This is a genomic window from Vallitalea sediminicola (genome assembly GCF_054408565.1).
Genome location: NZ_BTPT01000017.1, coordinates 26,137 through 50,170 on the forward strand (window position 1 = coordinate 26,137; position 24,034 = coordinate 50,170).

Consider the following 24,034-nt stretch of genomic DNA (forward strand, 5'->3'; position numbering starts at 1 on the left):
CTCCATCTCTTTTGTTTTATTTTTTTATATTTTACGACTATATTCTACCGTTCTTTCATATCATTGTCAATGATGCGTTTTATTTATATAATGTTTTACGATAAACACATATTTTTATATGGTATTTTTAATACAAATATGCTTATTGAAAGATATTTTTATCAGCACTTTTACTATAAACCTATTGACATTTATTTTACCAAAAGGGATAATAATAATACAAACAGACTTAGATTCACACTGGAGGTAAAAAATGTGAAACGAATTGTATTAACAGGTGGAGGAACCGCTGGACATGTAACGCCTAATCTAGCTCTTATCCCTCATCTAGACAAACTTGGTTATGATGTTCATTATATAGGTTCTTACAATGGTATGGAAAAAGATTTAGTAGAGAAAAAAGGTATTCCTTATCATGGAATTTCATCTGGAAAACTTAGAAGATATATTGATTTCAAGAATCTATCAGACCCATTTAGAGTTGTAAAAGGCGTGGGTCAGGCAGCTAAAGTAATTAGAAAATTAAAACCCGACATAATATTTTCAAAAGGTGGTTTTGTATCAGTTCCCGTTATTCTAGGTGCCAAGTTAAATAGAGTACCTTCAATTATACACGAATCAGATATGACTCCAGGACTTGCTAACAAAATAAGTATTCCTTTTGCAACAAAAGTATGTACTACTTTTGCGGAGACACTTACACATCTTCCAGAAGATAAAGCTGTTCTTACTGGAACACCTATTAGAGAAGAAATATTGCAAGGTGATAGAGAAAAAGGTCTATCCTTATGTGAATTCAGTAGTTCAAAACCAGTATTATTGATGACAGGTGGTAGTCTAGGAGCTGTCAGAATCAATGACGTTCTTAGAGAAGCTCTTGACTTATTATTAAAAAAATATCAGTTAGTACATCTATGTGGTAAGAATAATCTAAAGGAAGAACTAGTAGGTATAGAAGGCTATAGACAGTTTGAATATGTTAATGAAGAAATGTCAGACATATTAGCAATGAGTGATGTGGTTATATCAAGATCTGGCGCTAACATAATCTCCGAGTTATTAGCTCTTAAGAAACCTCATGTACTTATTCCATTACCAGCTAATGCTAGTAGAGGTGACCAGATACTTAATGCTGCTTCTTTTGAAAAACATGGATATAGTTATGTTCTTAACGAGGAGGATATGACCCCTAAGAATATGATGAAAGCCATAGATACTGTATATAACAGTAGAAATGATTATATTGATCACATGAATCATAGTAAATCAAGCAACGGTATTGAAAACATACTAACTCTAATAAATGAATTAGTGAAATAGGAAATAATAATTTATTTTAATTAAGGGCATTTCTATTATAGAAATGCCCTCAGATAATATTTATAGCCTTCTTGCAATTTCTTGAGCAATAGCATCCAGCTCTTCTTTTTCAACTTTAATGGTTTCCCATTTAATCTTTACATTATCATTATTATATCTTGGTATAAGATGCATATGAAAATGAAATACTGTCTGACCAGCTGCTTCGCCATTATTTTGTATTATGTTTAGTCCATCGCAATTGTAAATACTCTTTAATACCTTTGCAATATGTGTTGCAAGAGCAAATAATCTCGATGCTGTTTCAGTATCTAGTTCATATATGTTCTCTATATGTTCTTTTGGAATAATCAATGTGTGCCCTTTTGCTGCTGGATATGGATCAAGGACAACTTTAAATTCACTATTCTCAAAAATTGTAGAAGAATCCATAGAGCCACTGGCAACATTGCAGAATAAACAATTTTGTTTAATCATAATTTCTCCTTCCCAATGCCTTATTATCTCAATATCTAAGTATCAGCCTATACCTAAGATATTATTCATAAGACATAATCCCTCGATGATAAATAAATACCAAGCCTGTATAGACTATACTAAACTATATTTTAACTTTTTTCAAGGATAATTTTGTAATAATTTATTATGGGTATTTATAATCATAAGGGCTAATTTACATACTATTAATATATATAAATAATATGATATTTATTTGGTATAAATTATACTATTTGTTAGTATTTTATCAAATATTGAGTTTTTTTAAATATTATTCATTGTATTATTCCATTTTCTTTGATACAATAGTAAACGTTAGGAGGTGGATAAATGAATTATCACGAAAAAAGTATTATCGAAAATTTTTCTGTATTACTTGACGATTGGTTAAATATCTATCAGCAAACTAGAAAACCAGAAATAATCGCAAAAATAGTTCATGAAATCAAGAATCCGATTTCATTGATCAGAAGCACCTTACAACTTATTGAAGTCCAGACTCCAGAAGTTAAGAGTAATACCCATTGGAGTTCTCTATATGAAGAACTTGATTACATATGCCTATTACTTAATGATTTCAACACTTTAAATTACTCATTCAATATACAAAAGACATGTGTTGATGTATCTTCCTTACTTGATTCTGTAGCCAAATACTTTTATTCATCAGCATATAACAAGAACATCAACTTGTATATGACCAAAACAAAAGATCTGCCTGTCATATCCGGTGACAAAACAAGATTAAAGGAAGCTTTTATGAATCTGATCAAGAATGCTATAGAAGCAACTGATGAAAACGGTACAGTTACAGTTGATGTCAACTATATAGATACCTATCTATTGATTACCGTTAGCGATACTGGATCAGGTATTAGAGACGATAGAGTAGACGAAATCTTCAAACCATTTGTAACTTATAAAGAAAATGGAACAGGTCTTGGGTTACCTATAGTAAAATCCATAATCGAACAACACAGTGGTACTATTGAAGTTGAAACCAAAGAAGGAGAAGGCACATCATTTATTGTCAGCCTCCCAATTAATACCGAGCAAGCTCTGCAGGTACAATAATTTAAATAAGATTAGATTCTCGTCATTAATAATTTTCTGTATCATATGCTTTATATCATAATCAATGGTATTAGCATATATATAATTTAACACCTCCCCATGATTACTTTCTTTTGCAAACATCTGAGCTAACCTATATTTTTTATCATAATTCATCTTCTTGTTTACATACTTCCTGCAACCCAATTTATTATAGAGATTAATTAATTCATTACATTGATTTATCTTTGATCTCATAAGCTCTTGTACGATATTTCTATTTATATGGGAAATTATTTTGTTGTGCATAGCTTTATAACCTGTACATAGGTTATATCCTTCATCAATTAGATTTTCATAAAGTAATAATAATTGTTCTCTTTCTATAATTTCACTTGAAGATTTATTATCCATCTTATTTATCATCTTCCTTTTCTTAGATATAAGATGAATTAAATATTTAGCTATATATGGTATAGATTCATCTATCTTAGATTATATACTAATTACTTAATTCATTTTATATATGTATACTCAATATTACCCTTAAATATTATTTTTAAATATACTTTGTTATAAATTACCACTCACCCTATTGTATATATTCTCTTGGTTCTTTCCATAATAATATTGGAAGGAAGTGACAGTATGAGAAGACGAATTAATAGACCCAAAATCTTAATGACATCGTTAGTTATTATCTTATTACTTAGTTTTTTAATACCAAATGTATCTACTGCTAAAAGTTTGATTTTTAAGTGGACCAATGTAAAACAGGTTGAAGTTACAGCCTATAAATTAAATGTCAGAATAGGTCCAAGTACTTCATATGGAAAAATCGGTAGTGTGTCCAGAGGAGATGTTCTAGATGTTCTTGGTACACTTGGCAGTTGGTATGTAATTCATATGAAAGATGGTTCGGTGGGTGTAATCTCAAGTACTTATACTCGTGTATACTCCTACTATAATCCTGCACCAACTACTAAAGAACCTGATAAATACAGTGGTAATCTATCACCAGAAGAAACACTTATGATTAATTTAATAAATGCAGAGCGTAAAAGCGCTGGTCTACCTGCCTATAAATTAGATATGGAACTTATGAGAGTAGCCAGAATAAAAGCAGAAGATTTATCAACCAACAAATATTTTAGTCATGATTCGCCTATATACGGTTCTCCTTTCAAAATGCTTTCGGATTTTTCTGTGGATTATAAAATGGCTGGAGAAAATATCGCTGGTAATAGTACTGTAGAAGCTGCTCAATATTCTCTGATGAACAGTTCGTCACACAAAGCAAATATTCTAAGTACAGATTTTAATTATGTGGGTATCGGTATATTTAATGATCCAAGATATGGTAAGGTATTTGTTCAGATGTTTGTTCAGAAATAATATATAGATAGTGAATTACTTTTTGTAAATCATTATTGGTCATAGTGTCAAAAGCATATAGTTAAACTTGAATGCATCATTCATTAGCGAAACTTGCTTTTGACACTAAAACCACTATTAGAACTCAGTGAATTTAAATATATTGTCAAACTCGTATAGTAATGTAAAATTACCCTTGGCTTTTAATTTACCTGTCAAAAAGCCTCTTTGAATGGTTAATTTACCATTTATAACTTGATCTAATGTATTAGTATCAATATTGATAATTACCTCAGCTGAAGGGGACGATCCTATATATCCAGCTAATTTTTTATCTTTCACTTTTAGTATTATGTTTTTATTCTTCTGATCTGTTATTATTATATTATATGTACAAGTGAATGATGGGTCTTCACACATGAATGTCTGAAGGAATCTATCAATATATTTATTTCCAGATAAATTATCATTCTGATTTAATTGTTGTTTCAGGAAATCTGATATTTCTAATATATCCTGTCTCTGCTCTACGATAAATGGATCTTCCTCAATGATCTTAGTATTATTCCTGCTATCTCCTACATATTCATCAATTATATTCATCTTAGTAAATGTATCGGATTCATTATTCTCAATTTCGTTAGATATATTCATAGCCCTATAAACAGTACCTGTTGGTAACGTATCACGTTTTTGATTAAGAACTCTATAAAAATCTTCAGTCTTTTTATCTATTATTGATATTATTTTTTCGTTAGTTTCTATCTCCACGAATTTTTCTATTTTACCACAGATATTTACGCCTTCCATACCCCCTAACATATCCCAACATTTTATTAGATGGTTAGAGGCATCTCTATCTCCACTTACCTTAGTTAATACTACTGACATTAAATACTTATCCTCAAACAGCTCTTGCTGGTTAGAATGATAGCATCTATCAAGAAATGTCTGCATCCTGCCCCCTATACCTATCCATTCTACAGTTGTTGCTAATACTACTCCTTCTGCTGTTAATAATTCCTTGAAAAATTCTTCTGTTATATCATCGTATTCAAGATTAAATTGTTTTACATTAACTTCTAATTCATTAAGTACAGTATGTATTCGTTTCACTGCTGCCAACGATAAATCATCAACCAACCCATTGCCCGTATAAATGATTATTATCTTCATATGTCCTCCCTCTAAGTAGATAGAGGGACAAAAAATAATGTCCCCCAGTTATTTTTAATCAATGTACTTGCTTATTTTACTCGAGTAATAATCTTTTACATCAATTATATCCCAAGTAGTATAGAAAAACCTTTTTTTGATTCTCATATTTATTACATCCCCACATCTCATATCTGATGCAAGAGAACTTTCTACTTTTATTTTAATATAAGTATTACTAGATTTCAATTTTCTTTTCTTTAAAATTATAATTCCACCTATTTTATCTATAATTTCAAAGTGTCCTTGCTCGTACATTTCTCTCTTAGATACTTCTACATGTTTTTTTCTCTTTTTGTAGCAATTCATATCAATTATCATTGGATTGAAACTAAGCACTGGTGCTTCTGTATATTTTTGTATTTTTCTAAGGATATAATACACCCTAGTAAGTTCATCAATATTAGCTGTGTAACTTTTTTTGTAATTCTTGTGCAAATTAATTCCATGACAGTTATTGATGTATTCAAGAAGTCTACTTAATTCAGTTAGAGTGAGCTTAAGTTCTTGTTCTGTCAATGATAAACTGTAACTTGGCATAAATAATAGAATGAATTTATTGTAAAAATCTTCTTCAATAGTTGATATAAGACTGTTTTTGTAAAATTTCATACAATAATTAGTAATAATCTTAAATACTTCTTCTCTCTCTTTATTTATCTTATCTTCCCATTTAGAGTAGTCATTATAATAGTCATTTAGTACTTCAAGCACTTCTTTGTCATCATATAGGACACTTGCTTCATTTTGTAAAACTTCTTTACTGAAAAACATAAATTCACCACCGCAAAAAGTTATTTTGTATGTTTATTTTTCTCTTTGCCGGGCTCTTTTATTCACTTCTTATGATGATTTATTAAATAAATATTGCAACTAGGCCTTCTTTCTAAATGTTAGCAGATAAGCTACTAGTGCTCCACCCAAAAAACCGCCAAGATGTGCCAAATTACTTATTCCTGGATTCGCAGTACCAAAAGCTATACCTACAATGAACATAATTAATATTGTATAGGAATTAATTCCGCCAATGTGCTTTTTGTATATTATTGAATAGACTAAGATAGCTCCGATGAGTCCATATATAGCACCTGATGCTCCAGCAGAAACTACTGGTCTTTCATTCACCATATCTACTGTTATACTAAGCAAACCTCCAGCGATTCCTGATAATCCATATAGTAATATATATTCCCATTTCTTCATGTATCTTTCAATTCTAGTTCCAAAGATGAATAATGAAAAAGAATTATATAAAAGATGAAGTGCACCGATATGAATGAACATTGAGGTTATTATTCTATAATACTCGCCTTTTGTAAAAAATGAATAATAGTCTATAGCACCAAATTTAACAAGATTGCGAATATTAGTTGTTCCTCCTGATCTCTCCATATATATGAAGAAAACAATATTAATGGCGATAAGACCATAGGTAATATAAGGGATACTAGCGTTTTCTTGAATAATTTTAGGTCCCCATGATTCATCATTTGATTCCAATAATTTTCTTATGTCCTTTTCTATACCTATTACATTGTTTACCTGCATACTTGGAATTATAAGTTTTCCTTCACCTTCATCAATAATCCAATTGATGTCTATAAGGTCTTCATCAAAGTCGGGCGTATAGTTAACATCTTTATATATATCTAATGTATTATCTGTTATTATTAGATTCAATAAAATAATTTTATTGGTATCTATATGACCAAATTGCTCTTTGGTTATAATTTTATATTCATTAAAATTTTCTTTACTGAAAGTATAAGCACTGTCAAGAGATATTATATTTATTAGATATAAACTGCTATTATTAAATGTTGCGTACATTTTAACTTTTTTACTATCAGTTGGAATGGTTTGATAATTATAGCTATCAAAAATATTACATATTTTGGTAAAAGTCTTCATTTCATGTGCCCACCCTTAAAGTTATGTTTTTTATTATTATTGTATCCATTACACAGAATAAGTCAACCATTATTTGTTAATAAAAAGAACATTAAAAACACCAGCCATAAAAATGGCTGGTGCTTTAATTGTATAATAAGAAAATTTCTTAAGCTTCTTCTCCACAAAGTCTTAATAATGTTTCCCATCTTTCGTCAATTACTTGTTGTATTTCAGCTACAATTTCTGGATTCTTAGCTACATGCTTGAATCTTCCTTGAGCTTCTAACCAATCACTAATTGGACGTTTGTTTTTAGGTCTGTAAGTTAACTTGTACTCTCCATTAATTACTTCATATAGTGGCCAGAAGCAAGTATCTATAGCGATTTCACATAATTCCATTAAACGATCAGCTTCGTATCTCCATCCACGTGGACATGGAGCTAATACGTTAAGGAATGCTGGTCCTTTTGTATAAATAGCTTTTTCAGCTTTTTCATATAAATCTTTGAAATTTTTGAAAGGAGCTGATTGAGCTATATATGGGATACCATGTGCAATCATAATTTTAGTTAAATCTTTTCTGTATTGTTGCTTACCAGGTACAGCTGTACCTGCTGGTGAAGTTGTTGTATCAGCATATTTTGGAGTAGCTGATGATCTTTGAATACCAGTATTCATGTAAGCTCCGTTGTCATAACATACGTATACCATGTCATGACCTCTTTCCATAGCACCTGATAATGATTGGATTCCGATATCATATGTTCCACCGTCTCCACCAAAAGCTATGAATTTATAAGTATCATCTAATTTACCTTGTTTTTTAAGTGATGTGTAAGCAGCTTCTACACCGGCAACTGTTGCTCCAGCGTTTTCGAAAGCTGAGTGAATGAAAGAATCTTTCCAAGCTGTAAAAGGATAAAGGAATGTAGAAACCTCTAAACATCCTGTTGCAGAACCAATTACTGCATGATCTTCTTCTTTTAATGCTCTAAGGATAGTACGTACTACTACAGGAGCACCACATCCAGCACACATTCTGTGTCCACCAGTTAATCTTTCTGGTTTTTGTGTTGTTTCTTTTAAATTATATGCCATCTTCTATTTCACCTCCAATTATTTTAAGCTTCTACTACGCCTAAGTAACGATAAGGATCGTTTACTTTGTTAGCAGCAACGATTTCTGTTAAATCAGCGTATACTTTATCTATATCATTAGTCTTAACGTCACGACCGCCTAAACCATAAATGTAATTCACTGCTAATGGTTTAGTTTCACCAAAGTATAATGCACTAACTGTTTCAGTAAATAATGGAGCACCTTTAGCGTTGAATCCATCACATTTATCTAATACAGCTACTGCTTTAACTCCTGCTAAAGCTTTTGCAATTTCTTCTGATGGGAATGGACGGAATACTCTAATCTTAATTAAACCAACTTTTTCGCCTTTTGCTCTAAGTCCGTCAACTACGAATTTAGCTGTTCCTGATGTAGAACCGATAACAACGATTGCTCTTTCGGCATCTTCCATTTTATATTCTTCAAATAAGCCATATTCTCTACCAGTTAATTTTGCAAAATCAGCTGATACTTCTAAGATAGCTTTCTTAGCATCTCTCATACTTTCTGCTTGTTGACGTTTGTGCTCGAAGTAATGAGTTGTAATAGCTAATGGACCTACAGCTATAGCTTCATCTTTGTTTAATAAGTAATTCATTGGCTCATATTTACCAACGAAACCTTTAACTTTTTCGTCTTCAAGAAGTTCAATATTCTCAACAGCATGAGAAGTGATGAATCCATCATAACAGTTCATTACAGGAAGTTGTACGTTTTTGTCTTCACTGATTCTAACTGCCATAATACAGTTATCATATGCTTCTTGGTTGTTTTCTCCATATATTTGAATCCATCCTGAATCTCTAGCACCCATAGAGTCTGAATGATCATTATGTATGTTGATTGGACCTGATAATGCACGGTTAACTACTGATAATACCATTGGTAATTTACATGATGCAGCGATATATAACATTTCCCACATTAATGCTAAACCATTGGCTGATGTTGCTGTCATTGTTCTTGCACCTGCAGTTCCTGCTCCGATACAAGCTGACATAGCTGAATGTTCTGATTCTACAGGAACGAATTCTGTATCTACTTGACCATTTGCAACAAATGCTGAGAAGTATTGAGGTACTTCTGTTGATGGAGTAATTGGGAATGCTGCTACTACATCAGGATTGATTTGTCTCATTGCAATGGCTACAGCCTCGTTACCTGATAATTTATCACGAATTGCCATATCTTCATTTCCCTCCTATCTATTATTCACCTTCTGGTACAAAATCGAATGCATTGAAAGGACAAGTGTTTACACAAACTCCGCAACCTTTACAATGATCGTAATCTATTCCAGTCATTTTTTTATCTTTTATTATAATTGAAGCATCTGGACATACTGGGTAGCATAATAAACATTGCTTACATTTATCTGCATTCCAAATAGGTCTCATTGCTCTCCAGTCACCAGTCTTGAAATAATTAGCATTTCCAGACTCAGTTATAAGACCACCTGGAGTTGTTTCTTGCCAAGGCGTATAAGCTGGCACTATATCATGTTCAAATTTCTTACTCATGCACCTTTCACCTCCGAAAGTGATTTCTTTAATGCTTCCATGTTAGGAGCAATTACTTGTGGTTTATTAGCAAACTTATGATGGAATGAAGTTTCCATTGATTTGATCAATGTTTTTTCGTCCATAATCTTTGCTACTTTCACTACTGCTGCTAGCATAGGTGTATTAGGGAAATATCTTCCAAGAGTTGCCATAGAGATTTCTCTAGCATCAATTGTGTATACTCCACCTTTGTAACCTTTTAACTTAGATTTTACTTCGTCTGGTGTCTTAGATGTATTAATAACAATACCACCAGTTTCTTTTAAACCTGCAGTTACATCTACTACATCGATTAATGTTTCGTCTACTACTACTACAAAATCCGGTTCATAAATGTTTGAATGAATTGGACATCTTTCATCACTTATACGATTGTATGCAGTGATAGGTGCTCCCATACGCTCTGGACCGTATTCTGGGAAGCCTTGGATGAATTTTCCTGTGTCAAACGCAGCCTCAGCCAACAATAATGATGCTGTTTTAGCACCTTGTCCGCCTCGACCATGCCAACGAATTTCTAACATGTTACCCATTGACAAGTTCCCTCCTTATATATAATTAAATTTTTTTAAACAATTTTCAACATTGTTAGTGTAACACTAATATATACTCGATGTCAATAGTAAGTATATTGTATGCACGGTTATTTTTTTAACGATCTTATGGCAAATTTATAAGACCTGATTACCCTATTTTTACTAGGATTCTTGTTATTGTACACTTTTTATCTATGGGGCAAAATTTATTTGTAAATTTTTTATCAATATTATTATAACTAACCCTGTAATTTCGTACTTTTTCTAACTTTTATTACATTTTAGTTAAATATTTTTTATCTGTGATTAATTGATACTCACCACTTATGAGATTACTATATTTTGAATAGAATTCTAGTCCTTATTACTTCTGTGAAGTAATCATCTGTCCAGATATTCATATGCCGATGACCTTACAGCATCTTTGAGTCGAAGAAATTTTAATCTAAAAGATGGTTTTCCAACATTGATTACCACTATTATAGTAGGTTCTGCTATAAGCTTGGTAAATCTATTCTGATCATCTGTATAAGAATAGGGGAAAACGGTATTACTATTGTCAAAAAATACTGTTTTATAATTAATAGTATCTTTCCAATAACTTGTACTAGATGGTGTATGATCATCTAACAAACCTAGATTTTTTTTTATAATATGTTTGATTGCTTTTATACCCTCTTCTTGATTATAAACAGTTATTCCTGTTGAATAAGCTTCTTCATCATAAAAGAGTCCTGCGGTAGCGGAACACTCATCTGCTACCTGCTTAAGTTTTTCTAGTTGTCTATTATAGGTATTGTTATCAGTTTGATAAGTTAGAAATATTGAAAAAAGTATCAACATGGCAAGTGTGAATATGAATGGTTTCATTATTGTATCGCCTCACTTGCTGCATAACCCTCTACTATATACATAGTTTTATTTTCATCATTATTGATTCCCCATAAAATTGGTACTGCTATTATTTTTCTTATGGGTATTTCAATTTTATAATATATGAGATTGTCTTTATTGAATTTGCTTTGTCTATATTTACGAACTTTTTCAGTTGTAATATGTACATCACTATCCTTAAGATGGAAGTTCTTAGTAATATTCTCTATTAACTGTTCTTTTATCTCAGGTGTAAAATATCCTTCTTGTTTTGCTTTCTCTTTAGCTGTATATACATATGATTGTATTTCTGACTTTTGATTGTGGTTATATTCTTCTAAAGCATATTGCAGCGGGAATGGTAATAGAAGAATTAATACTGCAATTAGAACTATAAAATCTTTCATTTTATACATATCCCCTTTTGATATGTAATTGTATGAGTTAGAATTATAACTCATACAATTATCTTTACTTATTTAATTTTACGGGTAATTTTTTTGGAATTCTAAATTCTGTTGCATGACATTCTTTGTTTTGTGTAGTAAACTATCATTAGCAGAACCTTTAATAGTACCTAATATCAATGCTCCTGCTATAAATATTCCAAGGGCTATTTTTGCACACATTATTATGAAGTCTTTCAATTACATAAACAATCCTTTCATAGTAAGTGAATACTATACCATTATTTAGAAGTATCTGGTACAGACTCAAAATTTATAGTAGTAAAACCAGCAGAAACATTTGTATTAACAGTTTTTGCTTTTTGTTTAAGTGAATCAGTACCTCCATAAATCAATGTAAACCCAATAAGCAACCCTAAAGCTACTTTTGCACATAAAATCAAAAAATCTTTCATAATATTTTCCTCCAGTTTTCATATTACTTATTTTCATTTATTTGTTGTCTATTATTATCTTTTTATTAATTAAAAAATATTACGCTATCAATTTTAGGAATCCAAATTGTTATCATAATAAAGTTAAGAAATAATATAAATACAGGTATTATAATAGGAAGATAAATTAAATCTGATATAGCATTTTGCCTTCTATGTTTTTCTGTAATATGCTCTTCTCTATTTCTATCTTTAATAATATCAATCTGCTCTACTAACTCTAATGGATTAAGTTTATCAAGTTTTAGTAGAATCACTCCGATATCATTTCCCATTTTGGTATTTATTTCTTTCGTAAACTTTTTATATGCTTCATCTTCTTTTCCCAGATTATAATACATCAAGAAATTAATTAAAGCATTTTTAGTGAGTTTTGAAAACTTTATTAATTGATTAATGGTATAATCAGCACTATAAGGTCTATCTTGCTGAGTAATAGCTATGTTCTTGAGCTGAATAAGTATCCTGTATATTTCTATATCTTTCTTTTTATTTTGCAGCGTTCTAATCATCTTTATTACTATCATAAAAGGACTCTCTTTTTTACCAAAACTTATCACAGGAGTTGTTAACAAGTAACACATTAATAATAATCCAATGATTATAGGTGATTTATTGCTATGATAAGAAATACATATTGCTCCGACAGCTACTATTAATATAATTAATCTAAAATTATTATATTTATCCATTGTTATATTAATCCCAGCATCTAAAAATGCACTATTAATTTCTTCATTTAGACTATTGCTCTTAGTAAATTTCATCTTAGAACGAAATATATATTTGTAGTTCTTCTTTTTCTTCATACTTTTAAAAATTAACCATGCAAAATATAATAAGGTAATTACAAAACAATAATATAGTATAGTAATATTAAATTTCATTTTGGCTCCTATTCATTAAAATCATCTAGATGTCAAATTTTTGTTTTTTTAACAATATAAGCAAACTACTATTAAATATAGTCATCATTACAATAAGCATGAAATAGTTAAAACCTGTACGTGTATTAATCTGATAATCCAAAAACTCTCTAATGGAAATATTAAATACACTTTTAGCAAGTATCATTGAAAGTAGATATAGCACTGGCGTTACATACTTTACAATACTAACACTTTCAAGGTTTATTCTTTTTTCTCTTTCTTTATCAGCAATAGCTTGTTTTATTTCTTTCTGAATATCTTCAAGTCCTGGTGTAATATCTACATTATCGGTTATACTTATATAAATGTTGTTAGCAAGTAAGATGATCCATTCTGTACCTACTGCATAAACAAAATTCTCTATAATTTCTTCTAACTCTTCAGGTCTTCTATACTCCTTTAACTTCAAAGACATAATAAACAATTGCAGTTTCATAACAGGTGCTTCTTTAATTTTTAAAATTGTTTCATCAATTGAATCACAAATATTTCTATTATTCATTTTATACTGATTCAAAAATTCATTAATCAATATGTCCGCTTCATAACTACCCTCTACTCTTATTTGCTTAAGTTTCAATCGCAAGAAAACATAAGGAACTAAGGATAAACTAGTTGCAAAAAAAAGGCTTCTTACTAATGATGTTCTCTGTATAACCATTAAAAATGTAAGACAAAATAATAATATACTAATTAGATAAAAAGTAGATACTTTTTTATCATCATCTTTTCCATATACAATTAATAAAAGTCTTTTTATATGTTTATATAGATTAGAGGTGGATACTTCATCATTATTTCTAAATGTTTTTTTAGGCTTCATCACCTTTAGAAAATACAAAATATTCTTAGAAAAGATTACCCAAATACCCACTATCACCATACAATATAATAATATTTTTATTATTGTAATACCTGTATTTATCATTTTTCTTCACCTCTTAAACTATCATATCTAGGCTCATAAACTAAATAGTTTTTAAAAGGATATTTCTCTTCTAATTTTTTTAGTTCGTTTTCGAAATTAGCTAGTGCTCTTTTATCCTCTTCTTGACCTATTTCTTGTTTATCATCACCAATATCGTATTTAAATTGCCAGTTATCAGTACTGTAATTATATTTACATATTTGATGAATACTTATTTTATGATCATATCGATTGAATCTTATTTCATAGATACCCTTTAATCTTTTTTTACTTTTATCAGCTAATTGGATAAAATGAAAAACGTAGTGAAAAGACTTTGCTACCTTAAAAATAGTATTATACAAGTCGCCTCCATAGAACTTTACTATTTCATCTGCAATATCATAACAAATATCTGTTGGATCAGTAGTATGGTAAGTAGTCTTACATCTTCTAGTACCTTTATTAGCAGCTCTCATTGATACATTAAGAGCTCGTCCATCTCTGGCTTCTGCTGAAATAATATAATCTGCATCAGAACGCAAAATAGGTTTCATGATGTTTCCTAACTCGTCATCGTCTGCTATTAACTGAATAATTGGTGCATAAGGTTGAAGCTTATGTGCAGGAATTTCTGCACCAGTTTCAATCATAAGCCCTTCTAAAGTAGTATCTTCATACATCTGCCAAGTTTCTAAGAACGTCGTTTTTCCAGTTCTTACAGCTCCAGTGAAAATAACATTGTATCCAATGTCAACCATGCTTTTTAACATAGGTATAACTTCGCATGGAATCGTATTTCTCTTAACTTGCTCTTCAAATGATAGTTTTGGTATAATATATTTTCTAAATATTATTACCTCTAAATTTTCCTTAACTAGTTTCTCGCCATATATGGTTATTCTAGTTCCATCATGCATAGATACCTCTGCATGTTTTTCATTATAGTGTATATTTTTCTCATTGAGTAATAATGCTTTTATTAATTGTTTTCTTCTATCATCTGTTATGGACTGTTGTTGCAACTTCATTTTCCCATTTTCCATAAAATATATCTTGTTACCTATTACTTTTGCAGATTGGGACAAAGCATATTTTTTACTGTATTTCCACTCAGCAATACCCCCTAATCCCCAACACTCTTGATAAATAGCATCAACTATATCCATATACCAGCTAGGATACCATTCAATTAACTTATTATTTCTCTTCAAATAATCTTCTATATTCTCCTTGAAATATTTAACTTCTAATTCTTTTCCCAAAATAGCATTTTTTTGTCTTATCAAAGTGCTTGTTTCAAGACCTTCATGTTCCCACCCAGAATGAAAATATATAAAAATAGTATCACAGAGTATTTGAAACCTTGTTAATTCATCTCTAGTAATATTTGTTACCCGTTCTTTCTTTTCACCTGTAATAGAATATATATATTCTTCTAAATCAAATTCTTTTATATTAGTTTTATTATAGAAATCCACTTTGTCAGTCACTAAATTATTCATCGTTGTCATCCCACCCCTTGTTTATTAAACCATTTCTTTTTTTTAGGAGTCTTTTTCTTACTTAGATTAAGTTGTTCAATAATACTTTCAGCTAATCTATCAAAATCTCTGTTAACCTCTTTATCATTGTAATGGATTAACACTTTTCTATCGTTCTCAGCTTGTAATGCATATTTAGAAAATTCAATTTTAGCAAGGAAAGGATGACCATATTCTTTTGCAAGATCATAAGTGGTTAATAACGAACCATCTGCTATGTGTTTATTCACTATAACTTGAAAATCATTTAGAGATAATCTTTCTAAAATAGGTTTTTTTTGCATATACCTTCTTAAGCTATTAGCTTGCTGAGTAGTTACTAAATATCTATGGTTAGTAGATGTTAATGCAGTTATTGGCATGGCTCTATCTATGCAACTGCCTGCATCAACCACCACAAGGTCACAAGCCAATGACAAAATATTAAGTAAATAAGAAATATTTTCCGGCTGATATTCTTTTCTATAGAGAATTGATTTAGTTCCTTCTATTATATAGAGGTTATCTTTAACCTTCTCAGCAATATCAAATATTTCATCAACTGTTGCTAATGCAGATATTAATTTTATCTTAATTGTATCAATATTATTTCTAAAATTAATATCTGTGTAATCAGTTCCTGCTTCTCCATCAAGAAATATCAAACAAACTTTTGCATAAGATTTGTCTATTATCTTTTCCGCTACACTCTGAGCTATCTGAGTCGTTCCAACTTTGGAATCAGAACCATAAAAGGTAATTATGTTTTTGTTAACAGTGAATTTGTATTTATCTATGACTTCTGAGCAAACATATTCTACTATATTTTCATCTGTCATATATGGTTGAATAAGCTTAATATTATTGGACTCTATTATACTTTTTGTCGAGAATTTAAATTGTTTTTGGGATACTTGATAAAATATGTATTTTGAAGATATCTTATCCTTATTTTCTAACAAATCATTAATATTAATTATTCTATCATCAATTATAATGATCTCTTCTTTTATATCATCGAAGGAGGTACTCATAAATACTTCATCAAAATAATTAACATTATGTAATTTTCTTCGTAGATTCTCATTGTTAGATATTAAATGTATTTTGTAATTATTAGTAGCCATAGTTGCCTCCCAGTTCCATATAACTCATTAGATATTAAGTAATTGAAGAATCTATTGATACATAATGATAAATACCTTCTCATCATTGATTGAATTCCTTAATAGATTAACCGTATCTAAATCAGTAATTATTTCTATTTCATTGATTTTACTTGAGCCATTATATCTCTCTTCTTCACTCAGAGTGATGACTTCTCTGTTAGCACCATCTTTTACATAAGCCACTGTAGCACTTGTTATCGATTCATTTTCTAAAGCTTTTTTGTTGTTTATGGCTATTTCTCCCTCAGTAGAATTATAAGTTTCAATTTCAGTCCCAGTCCCCTCACTTACTTCATAAAAATAAATTATATCTCCCCTTCTTAGAGATTCTGGAAATGCTTTTATCCATTCTAAAGGAATTTTAAATATGTATTCGTCTTCATCAAGAACTAAATTAGGATTTTGAAAATATTTATCAACAAGTTGAACCCCCTTAGGTATATAGTTATTGGCTGCTTTTCCAATAATATTATTCGCATCTATTATAGGATCATCTATTAAGGAACTTTCTTCTCTTTTCTGATACTGAACCATATTACTGGTTATAATTTCATTCTTGTTAACATCTTCTATTAATACAATTATATCCTTGTATAATAAACTTTCTCTACCATACACCTCCCAATAAAAGATTGAGCCAATGGCAATTACAATTAGAATAATCCCCATTAATCCTTTTACAAAGTTTTTCATTACTGTCCTCCTTAGTTAGTAAATGATTTAGTACTAATAAAATATAGAACTTTAATATATAATCCAAACAATTGAATTTAATTATTGAATTATCCAAATAATTTTCTTCTATGCTTCTTGCCATTGAGTTCTTTTGGTAATAGTTCTCTATATATTGATTGAAATTTTTCATCAAATATATTCTTTAATTTTTTTTCTTCATAAGGAAACTTTTTTTTATATGCACATCTGTACATTAATTCAGCAGATAGCCTAGGTATTGTAACATCAGGTCTTATCTCTAAATAATTATTAAGGGTTTTCATGTTTATCCCTGTATTATTACTATTAAGTACATATCTGATATTATTATTTTTTTTATTATAGGCCTCTAGTTTTTCTAACTTATTATAGTTAGCCATTAAATCTGGAGGCATGGCATCATATAGAACGTATATTAAATCAAATTCTGGAAGAAGATTCTCGATATTTTCATAGTTATACCCTATATCAACTATAGAAATTAAGGATTCTTTTGCCGAATATATTAACTTCATAGTTTTATTATCATCCCAATTGTCTATCTTTCCCCTAGTGGGATCTCTTACAAGATACATAATGTTGTTTATAGTTGTAATTTTGTCCCTTTGTATTGTTTTATTATTGTTAATTTCATTCAAAATAGAATAATAAGTTACTTCACTATAATTAGAAATCCCTACTAAATCATAAATATAAGGATTATCATAAGGTAATTCTATTATTGATATAAGCACGTTTTTCTTCCCTAAAGCTGCTGCTAAATTAGTGGTAAAAAAAGTTGCTCCTGCTCTATTAGTTAATGACATAACCCCTATTGTTTTCTGTTTAACAACTGAATAAACCGTATGTACTTGTGATCTTTCAGTATCTTTCTTCTGCATTAGCTCTTCTTTAATTTCTATTACAGATTGATATCTCTCTTCTGGTTGTATTCTTATACATCTTTCAATTAGATTTTCCAGTGTATCTGAATAATTACCATATTCTTTCAGAGACAATTCTTTATAATTCAAGGATATGTTATTACCAGATATTAAATAATATAATGTTACTCCAAAACTATATATATCAGTTCTAACGTCACTTTGCCTTAATCCGAATTGCTCCGGAGCTGCATAGCCCATAGTTCCTATTAATACAGTATCTGTATTAGAGTTATATTTATATTCTCTAGCTATTCCAAAATCAACAAATTTTATTTTGTTGCCTTCGGTAAGCATTATGTTGCCTGGTTTCATATCTCTATATATTATTGGATATGGTTTCCTTGTATGTAAATACTCAAGTACATCACACATCTGAATAGCAAAATCAATAATAATACTTTCATTGATATCTTTATTTTGATTTTTATATTCTTGTAAATTAATGCCTTCTACGTATTCTTCAATAATATACAGATAATCTGTATCTTCTTCTATATCTACTATTTGTGGAATTAATGGATGATTAAGATCTTTTAATATACTTGGTTCAGCTAATAGATTAATGGGGCTACCACTTTTTTTTATTCTTTTAATGGCCCATTTATTACCAAGCTTAATGTTCTCTGCTAAGAAAACATTACTCATGCCACCTTTGCCAATTTCTTTAATCACACGGTATTTACCAAAATGAATTCTTCCTACCATATAATTTCTCCTACCTTATCTTAAAGATAATTGATCATAGACATAATATTAAAATATAATAGAATTGCGACGACAATATTACCAATAAATAAAATACTCCCCTCAATGTATTTTATTTATTATACTAATTAAATTTATTGTATTTCTTTGTATTTTTGTGCAACATACTGGTATTATATATCATATTATGTAGTTTTGCAATCTTTTTTTGTTGTTTTATAAATAATAATGTATTATTTTAGCTTTTCACTACCTTTTTACACCTCAGCCAAATTAAATTAAGTTTTTTTCAAATATTTGAAAATATTCCATTGAAAAAATAGGTCAAATATATTAAAATAACAGTACATTATGTCTAATAATGGTGAATAACATAAAAAATTGCAAGTTATAAATATAAAATTGAAGGGAAGTAGTATTTAATGAAAAAATTAATAATAGCAATAATTCTATTAATATCTTTATCTGTTAATCCAATGGGAGTATGTGCAGATAATCAAAAACAATTCTCTGATATTCCAAATGAGTTTTGGGCAACACCAAGTATTAATTATCTAGTTTCTATAGGTGTTATTAAAGGGTTTCCTGATGGTACTTTTCAACCTAACTTTAATGTCCATATTGATGCTTTTATCAAGATGACCGTTACCGCATTAGGTTATACAGATATTGAAAATGGTTCCAATTATTGGGCCCAAACTTATATTGATAAAGCTATTGAATTAGGTCTAATTGTTAAAGATCAATTTTTTGATTATGAAGAGCCAATTACTAGGGAAGAGATGTCTAGTATAATTGTTAATGCTATTAAAAATGAAAAGAAATCTGATACTAGAGATTTAGTTGAGGATAGTGTAAAAGATTTCAGTAATACTTCTTATAGATATAAAGAAGATGTTAAAGATGCGTATGCTCTAGGAATCATCACTGGTTTTCCAGATGGTACTTTCCAACCTGGTACTTATTCTACTAGAGCTCAGGCTAGTGTTATTATTCATAGGATGATAGATAAAGAAGAAAGAGAACCTTTTGAGATTGAACAAGTAGAACCTAGTATGCCTGATAATGATAATAGTAATGATAACGGCATTACTGGAACAGATGAAAATAATAATGGTGCAGGGTTAGATCTTAATACACCTGTTGAAGATATTCATAGAATTGAAGATGGTAAAGTTGTTTATAGTACTGAGAAGATTATGAAGATATTAAAGGGGTATCCGATTATTGAGAATTCAGTAAGTAATGATTTTAAAGAGAATAATAAAATATTTACTGATCAAGAAATAGAACTTGGTTGGTATAGTGAATTATCTACTGAAACAGAAAATTTCTTAGAAACATTTTTTACACGAGATTATACTACGCTTAATAAAGAAAATGAATTAAATAAACTTTTATGGTGGTTTCAAGGATGGTGGATGTATAGAGATAAAGAATTTGCCCCAAAAGATTTTGTTAAGTTATGGCTTAATGAAACAGAAAAATGGAAAGTACAACAAGATATGATATTTGTAACAGATAGCTATCGAATGGTATATGGTACTGATGATGGAAAAGCTGTTAGGGGTAGGATGTACTTTAAGTTTATTAAGCATGATAATCCTGATAATATTTTTTATGAAATGGATTTATCTATAGATAATTTACAATATGGTAAATGGTATTATGTGGATGTAGATGTAATAATGTTTAATCCTGCATCTAACGCACCTGTAGATTGGGATACTGCTACTTGGATGCTTTATAGTTTCCATTATCTTAATAAAGTCAAATTAGTAGAGGTGCAATAGGAGGTAATTTATGTGGTATATAAAAGAAAATGTATTAGCTTAATTATTATAGTTGTATTGATATTTAACGTCTTAAATGTTAACTCTTGGGCTACCGGTGGTGGAGGCAGTAGTCATGAAAAAGTTAAAATAGATGATTTTGACGGGGATGGTTTTCAAACCTTCCGTTTCTACGTATCTTCAAAGATAAGTACATCTAAGTATAAATATAAGACAATTGGATGGAAAGTACATATAGCTCCTGATAGTACAGATGAAATATTTCATGGTGCCATCCCTTTCCAATTCAAAGACAAAACCAATGATCAAGTAAATCTTGAATTGATTGATATATTTAATACAGCTGGTGTATCACAGATATATCGTGAAGCAGGAGGAAAAATTGAAACTGATGCTATTCAAGTTATTCTAATTAATGGTACTCCAATGGGAAATGGTAATCAACCTGTTGATCCAACAAGTATCAGTGGATGGGAAGACAATACATCTATTTTGCTAAATAATCCTAATGTTTTAAAGTTTAGTGATAGTGAAAAAGATAGTGAATGTTTTGATGGTAACAGCAAAACAACATCAAAATCAATATTAACAGCATTACCTAATGGACTCTCATGGAGTACTACAACATATAGTAACTTACAAGATTATTATGATAATATAGAAAACTATAAACCTGTTGCAGAAGCTGTTCCAGTAACACTTAATTTAGAAGTAACGTCTTCACTTGATGAACAAACCCTTGATATGTCGAAAGGAGAAGGACAAGCAACTGTTAGAATACATGCTAGTGGAACAATTGATCCAAAATCTGATCAAAAGTATGCACAAGATTATAACAACATACGTTATATTGCAATTACAATAGGAAATCAAGAAAAAAAACTATATCCTGGTACAGATTTTACAAGCTTAGACTATGCCACTGACTTTACTTTCACCTATCTACCTAACGATATTGAGGACGGTGATAGTGATATGAACGATGAAGTTAGAAAAGACTATTCAGGTAGTAGTGTTCATGTTGAATATAAGAAAAAGTATTTTGGTGATGCAGTAGCTAAAGCAGAAACAGATGTTATCAAAAAAGCACCCATCCCCGATGGTGATCCCCTAGCGATTCTATCAGCCCCCGACCAAGTACTAGTAGGAGAAGAAATTCTTGCAGATGGTACAGGTTCTATTGCCCCTGAAGGAGCAACTATAGTTAACTATGAATGGAAAGTAGAAACCAAAGCCTTACCTACAGAAGAAGGGAAAAAAAGTATTACACTAACCTATGATGAACCTAAAACTATAACTATTGCTTTAACCGTTACAGATAGTAGAAAAAAGCATATATAAAAATAGAAGCTATAGAAATAATGAAATACAACAGTAATGTATTTAATCCAAATTTACTAAAAACATTTATTAGGCTTATAGCTTATAAGTAATAGCAATAAAATAGGGGAATTGACAATGTAAATAGAAACGAAAGGATTGAGAGAATGATTGAAATAAATAACTTGGTTTATAAGTGTAACGAATGTGAATGGTTTAAAGAAAAAAGTATTCTGGTAGAAATTATTCTACAAAACCTTATCTAAATGAGCAAAAAGAAGGTAATGAAATTTATAATCACAAACAAAAAAATGTTAATCAAAGGAGAGAGTTTTAAATGAAAAAATTATCAATTATAATTTTAGTATTAACATTAATAATTAATGTTGTAGGTGTAAGTGCTACTAAAAATAAAGTGAACTTTACAGATATTCCTAATGAATTTTGGGCAACACCAAGTATTGATTACTTAGTTTCTAAAGGTATCATTAACGGATTTCCTGATGGTACTTTTCAATCTAACTTTAATGTTGGTATTGATGCTTTTATTAAGATGACAGTTACAGCATTAGGTTATACAGATATTGAAAATGGTTCTAATTATTGGGCTCAAACTTATATTGATAAAGCTATTGAATTAGGTCTAATTATTAAAGATCAATTTTTTGAATATAAAGAGCCAATTACTAGGGAAGAGATGTCTAGTATAATTGTTAATGCTATTACGAATGAAAAGAAAGCTGATACTAGAGATTTAGTTGAGAATAGTGTAAAAGATTTCAGTAATACTTCTTATAGATATAAGGAAGATGTTAAAGATGCGTATGCTCTAGGAATCATTACTGGTTTTCCTGATGGTACTTTTCAACCTGGTACTTACTCTACTAGAGCCGAAGCAAGCACTATTATTCATCGTATGTTAGATAAGAAACAACGAAAGCCTTTTGAAGTTCCTAGTGAACCTGATAATGGTGGTACAGATACAGGCAACGATAACAACAATGGTAATGATAGTACTGGTGGTTTAGATCCTGATACACCTATTGAGTATATACATAAGGTTGAGGATGGGAAGGTTATTTATAGTACGGAAAAGATTATGAAGATATTAAAGGGATATCCTATACTTGAAAATGAAGTGAGTAATGATTTTTACGAAAATAATAAAAAGTGTACAGATCAACCAATAGAAATTGGTTGGTACAGTACATTATCACAAGAAACAGAAGAGTTTTTAGAGACATTTTTTACACGAGATTATTCCACACTTAATAAAGAAAATGCTATAAATAGATCATTATATTTCTTTCAAGATTGGTGGTATTACCGTAATAAAGAATTTGCACCAAAAGACTTTGTTAAATTATGGTTTGATGAGACAGAAAAATGGAAAGTACAACAGGATATGATATTTGTTACTGATAGCTATAGGATGATTTATGGTCCTGATAGTGGAACTGCAGTTAGAGGTAGAATGTACTTTGAATTTAATAATCATGAAAATCCTGATAATATTTTTCATGAAATGGACTTGGCTATAGATAACTTACAATATGGGAAATGGTACTATGTGGATGTGGATGTAATAATGTTTAATCCCGCATCTAACGCACCTGTAGATTGGGATACTTCTACATGGACACTTCATAGTTTCCATTATCTCAATAATATCAAATTAGTAGAAGGGCAATAGGAGGTTAAT

Annotated in this window: 25 protein-coding genes; 6 read left to right on the forward strand and 19 right to left on the reverse strand. The window is 29.9% G+C overall.

Translation table 11 applies throughout. The annotated features are described in order from the left end of the window. Positions 1 to 255: 255 nt before the first annotated feature. Positions 256 to 1,320, forward strand: a complete 1,065-nt coding sequence (locus ACX6CF_RS07520) for an undecaprenyldiphospho-muramoylpentapeptide beta-N-acetylglucosaminyltransferase (RefSeq protein ID WP_458784699.1) — start codon at positions 256 to 258, stop codon at positions 1,318 to 1,320. 60 nt (positions 1,321 to 1,380) lie between these two features. Here ACX6CF_RS07520 and ACX6CF_RS07525 read toward each other — a convergent pair whose 3' ends face one another. Further along, a complete protein-coding gene (locus tag ACX6CF_RS07525) occupies positions 1,381 to 1,797 on the reverse strand; it encodes an HIT family protein (RefSeq protein ID WP_458784700.1) in 417 nt (138 codons plus the stop codon). A 351-nt stretch (positions 1,798 to 2,148) separates the two neighbouring features. On the opposite strand from ACX6CF_RS07525, the gene ACX6CF_RS07530 reads away from it, so the two are divergent. Further along, positions 2,149 to 2,892, forward strand: a complete 744-nt coding sequence (locus ACX6CF_RS07530; protein WP_458784701.1) for a sensor histidine kinase — start codon at positions 2,149 to 2,151, stop codon at positions 2,890 to 2,892. On the opposite strand, the gene ACX6CF_RS07535 is transcribed toward ACX6CF_RS07530, so the two are convergent. After that, positions 2,839 to 3,285 (reverse strand): hypothetical protein, encoded by a 447-nt coding sequence (locus ACX6CF_RS07535; RefSeq protein WP_458784702.1) that lies wholly within the window; start codon positions 3,283 to 3,285, stop codon positions 2,839 to 2,841. The two genes, ACX6CF_RS07530 and ACX6CF_RS07535, sit on opposite strands and share 54 nt — an antisense overlap. 234 nt (positions 3,286 to 3,519) lie before the next feature. Between ACX6CF_RS07535 and ACX6CF_RS07540 the strand changes: the two genes are divergently transcribed. Next, complete coding sequence (locus ACX6CF_RS07540; RefSeq protein WP_458784703.1) at positions 3,520 to 4,266, forward strand: CAP domain-containing protein; 747 nt, start codon at positions 3,520 to 3,522, stop codon at positions 4,264 to 4,266. A gap of 117 nt (positions 4,267 to 4,383) precedes the next feature. On the opposite strand, the gene ACX6CF_RS07545 is transcribed toward ACX6CF_RS07540, so the two are convergent. The 17 genes from ACX6CF_RS07545 to ACX6CF_RS07625 all read right to left on the reverse strand — a co-directional run bounded on the left by ACX6CF_RS07545 (position 4,384) and on the right by ACX6CF_RS07625 (position 19,219). Then, a complete protein-coding gene (locus ACX6CF_RS07545; RefSeq protein ID WP_458784704.1) occupies positions 4,384 to 5,421 on the reverse strand; it encodes an SCP2 sterol-binding domain-containing protein in 1,038 nt (345 codons plus the stop codon). 54 nt (positions 5,422 to 5,475) lie between these two features. Next, positions 5,476 to 6,234 carry a hypothetical protein gene (locus tag ACX6CF_RS07550; RefSeq protein ID WP_458784705.1) on the reverse strand — a complete coding sequence of 253 codons (759 nt, stop codon included), beginning with the start codon at positions 6,232 to 6,234 and terminating at the stop codon, positions 5,476 to 5,478. A 99-nt stretch (positions 6,235 to 6,333) separates the two neighbouring features. Further along, on the reverse strand, positions 6,334 to 7,371 hold the full coding sequence (locus tag ACX6CF_RS07555; RefSeq protein WP_458784706.1) for a rhomboid family intramembrane serine protease: 1,038 nt from the start codon (positions 7,369 to 7,371) through the stop codon (positions 6,334 to 6,336). A gap of 148 nt (positions 7,372 to 7,519) precedes the next feature. Next, positions 7,520 to 8,452, reverse strand: a complete 933-nt coding sequence (locus ACX6CF_RS07560) for a thiamine pyrophosphate-dependent enzyme (RefSeq protein ID WP_458784707.1) — start codon at positions 8,450 to 8,452, stop codon at positions 7,520 to 7,522. A gap of 23 nt (positions 8,453 to 8,475) precedes the next feature. Beyond that, positions 8,476 to 9,660 carry a pyruvate ferredoxin oxidoreductase gene (gene porA / locus ACX6CF_RS07565; RefSeq protein ID WP_458784708.1) on the reverse strand — a complete coding sequence of 395 codons (1,185 nt, stop codon included), beginning with the start codon at positions 9,658 to 9,660 and terminating at the stop codon, positions 8,476 to 8,478. A gap of 22 nt (positions 9,661 to 9,682) precedes the next feature. After that, positions 9,683 to 9,994, reverse strand: a complete 312-nt coding sequence (locus tag ACX6CF_RS07570; RefSeq protein WP_458784709.1) for a 4Fe-4S binding protein — start codon at positions 9,992 to 9,994, stop codon at positions 9,683 to 9,685. Further along, positions 9,991 to 10,569 carry a 2-oxoacid:acceptor oxidoreductase family protein gene (locus ACX6CF_RS07575; protein ID WP_458784710.1) on the reverse strand — a complete coding sequence of 193 codons (579 nt, stop codon included), beginning with the start codon at positions 10,567 to 10,569 and terminating at the stop codon, positions 9,991 to 9,993. The genes ACX6CF_RS07570 and ACX6CF_RS07575 overlap by 4 nt, the downstream gene beginning before the upstream one ends. A gap of 384 nt (positions 10,570 to 10,953) precedes the next feature. After that, positions 10,954 to 11,442, reverse strand: a complete 489-nt coding sequence (locus tag ACX6CF_RS07580) for a hypothetical protein (protein ID WP_458784711.1) — start codon at positions 11,440 to 11,442, stop codon at positions 10,954 to 10,956. Further along, complete coding sequence (locus ACX6CF_RS07585; RefSeq protein WP_458784712.1) at positions 11,442 to 11,852, reverse strand: hypothetical protein; 411 nt, start codon at positions 11,850 to 11,852, stop codon at positions 11,442 to 11,444. The genes ACX6CF_RS07580 and ACX6CF_RS07585 overlap by 1 nt, the downstream gene beginning before the upstream one ends. A gap of 78 nt (positions 11,853 to 11,930) precedes the next feature. Next, entirely contained in the window at positions 11,931 to 12,092 is a 162-nt protein-coding gene (locus ACX6CF_RS07590; protein ID WP_458784713.1) for a hypothetical protein, read from the reverse strand. A 41-nt stretch (positions 12,093 to 12,133) separates the two neighbouring features. After that, positions 12,134 to 12,307 carry a hypothetical protein gene (locus tag ACX6CF_RS07595; RefSeq protein ID WP_458784714.1) on the reverse strand — a complete coding sequence of 58 codons (174 nt, stop codon included), beginning with the start codon at positions 12,305 to 12,307 and terminating at the stop codon, positions 12,134 to 12,136. A gap of 65 nt (positions 12,308 to 12,372) precedes the next feature. Then, positions 12,373 to 13,233: a hypothetical protein gene (locus ACX6CF_RS07600; protein WP_458784715.1), complete on the reverse strand. Its 861-nt coding sequence runs from the start codon at positions 13,231 to 13,233 to the stop codon at positions 12,373 to 12,375. A 25-nt stretch (positions 13,234 to 13,258) separates the two neighbouring features. Then, positions 13,259 to 14,203 carry a hypothetical protein gene (locus tag ACX6CF_RS07605; RefSeq protein ID WP_458784716.1) on the reverse strand — a complete coding sequence of 315 codons (945 nt, stop codon included), beginning with the start codon at positions 14,201 to 14,203 and terminating at the stop codon, positions 13,259 to 13,261. Continuing rightward, a complete protein-coding gene (locus ACX6CF_RS07610; protein ID WP_458784717.1) occupies positions 14,200 to 15,687 on the reverse strand; it encodes an ATPase, T2SS/T4P/T4SS family in 1,488 nt (495 codons plus the stop codon). Before ACX6CF_RS07610 ends, ACX6CF_RS07605 begins: the two co-directional genes overlap by 4 nt. Before the next feature lie 5 nt (positions 15,688 to 15,692). Continuing rightward, on the reverse strand, positions 15,693 to 16,832 hold the full coding sequence (locus ACX6CF_RS07615) for a hypothetical protein (protein WP_458784718.1): 1,140 nt from the start codon (positions 16,830 to 16,832) through the stop codon (positions 15,693 to 15,695). Between the two features lie 51 nt (positions 16,833 to 16,883). Next, positions 16,884 to 17,567 carry a hypothetical protein gene (locus ACX6CF_RS07620; protein WP_458784719.1) on the reverse strand — a complete coding sequence of 228 codons (684 nt, stop codon included), beginning with the start codon at positions 17,565 to 17,567 and terminating at the stop codon, positions 16,884 to 16,886. A gap of 89 nt (positions 17,568 to 17,656) precedes the next feature. Next, positions 17,657 to 19,219 carry a serine/threonine-protein kinase gene (locus ACX6CF_RS07625; RefSeq protein ID WP_458784720.1) on the reverse strand — a complete coding sequence of 521 codons (1,563 nt, stop codon included), beginning with the start codon at positions 19,217 to 19,219 and terminating at the stop codon, positions 17,657 to 17,659. A 422-nt stretch (positions 19,220 to 19,641) separates the two neighbouring features. Here ACX6CF_RS07625 and ACX6CF_RS07630 point away from each other — a divergent pair, with 422 nt between their 5' ends. The 3 genes from ACX6CF_RS07630 to ACX6CF_RS07640 all read left to right on the forward strand — a co-directional run bounded on the left by ACX6CF_RS07630 (position 19,642) and on the right by ACX6CF_RS07640 (position 24,025). Continuing rightward, positions 19,642 to 21,012 (forward strand): S-layer homology domain-containing protein, encoded by a 1,371-nt coding sequence (locus tag ACX6CF_RS07630; RefSeq protein ID WP_458784721.1) that lies wholly within the window; start codon positions 19,642 to 19,644, stop codon positions 21,010 to 21,012. Positions 21,013 to 21,024: 12 nt separating this feature from the next. After that, the gene (locus ACX6CF_RS07635; protein ID WP_458784722.1) at positions 21,025 to 22,353 is read left to right on the forward strand and encodes a hypothetical protein; all 1,329 of its coding nucleotides are present in this window, start codon (positions 21,025 to 21,027) and stop codon (positions 22,351 to 22,353) included. Between the two features lie 316 nt (positions 22,354 to 22,669). Further along, on the forward strand, positions 22,670 to 24,025 hold the full coding sequence (locus ACX6CF_RS07640) for an S-layer homology domain-containing protein (protein WP_458784723.1): 1,356 nt from the start codon (positions 22,670 to 22,672) through the stop codon (positions 24,023 to 24,025). Positions 24,026 to 24,034 lie beyond the last annotated feature (9 nt).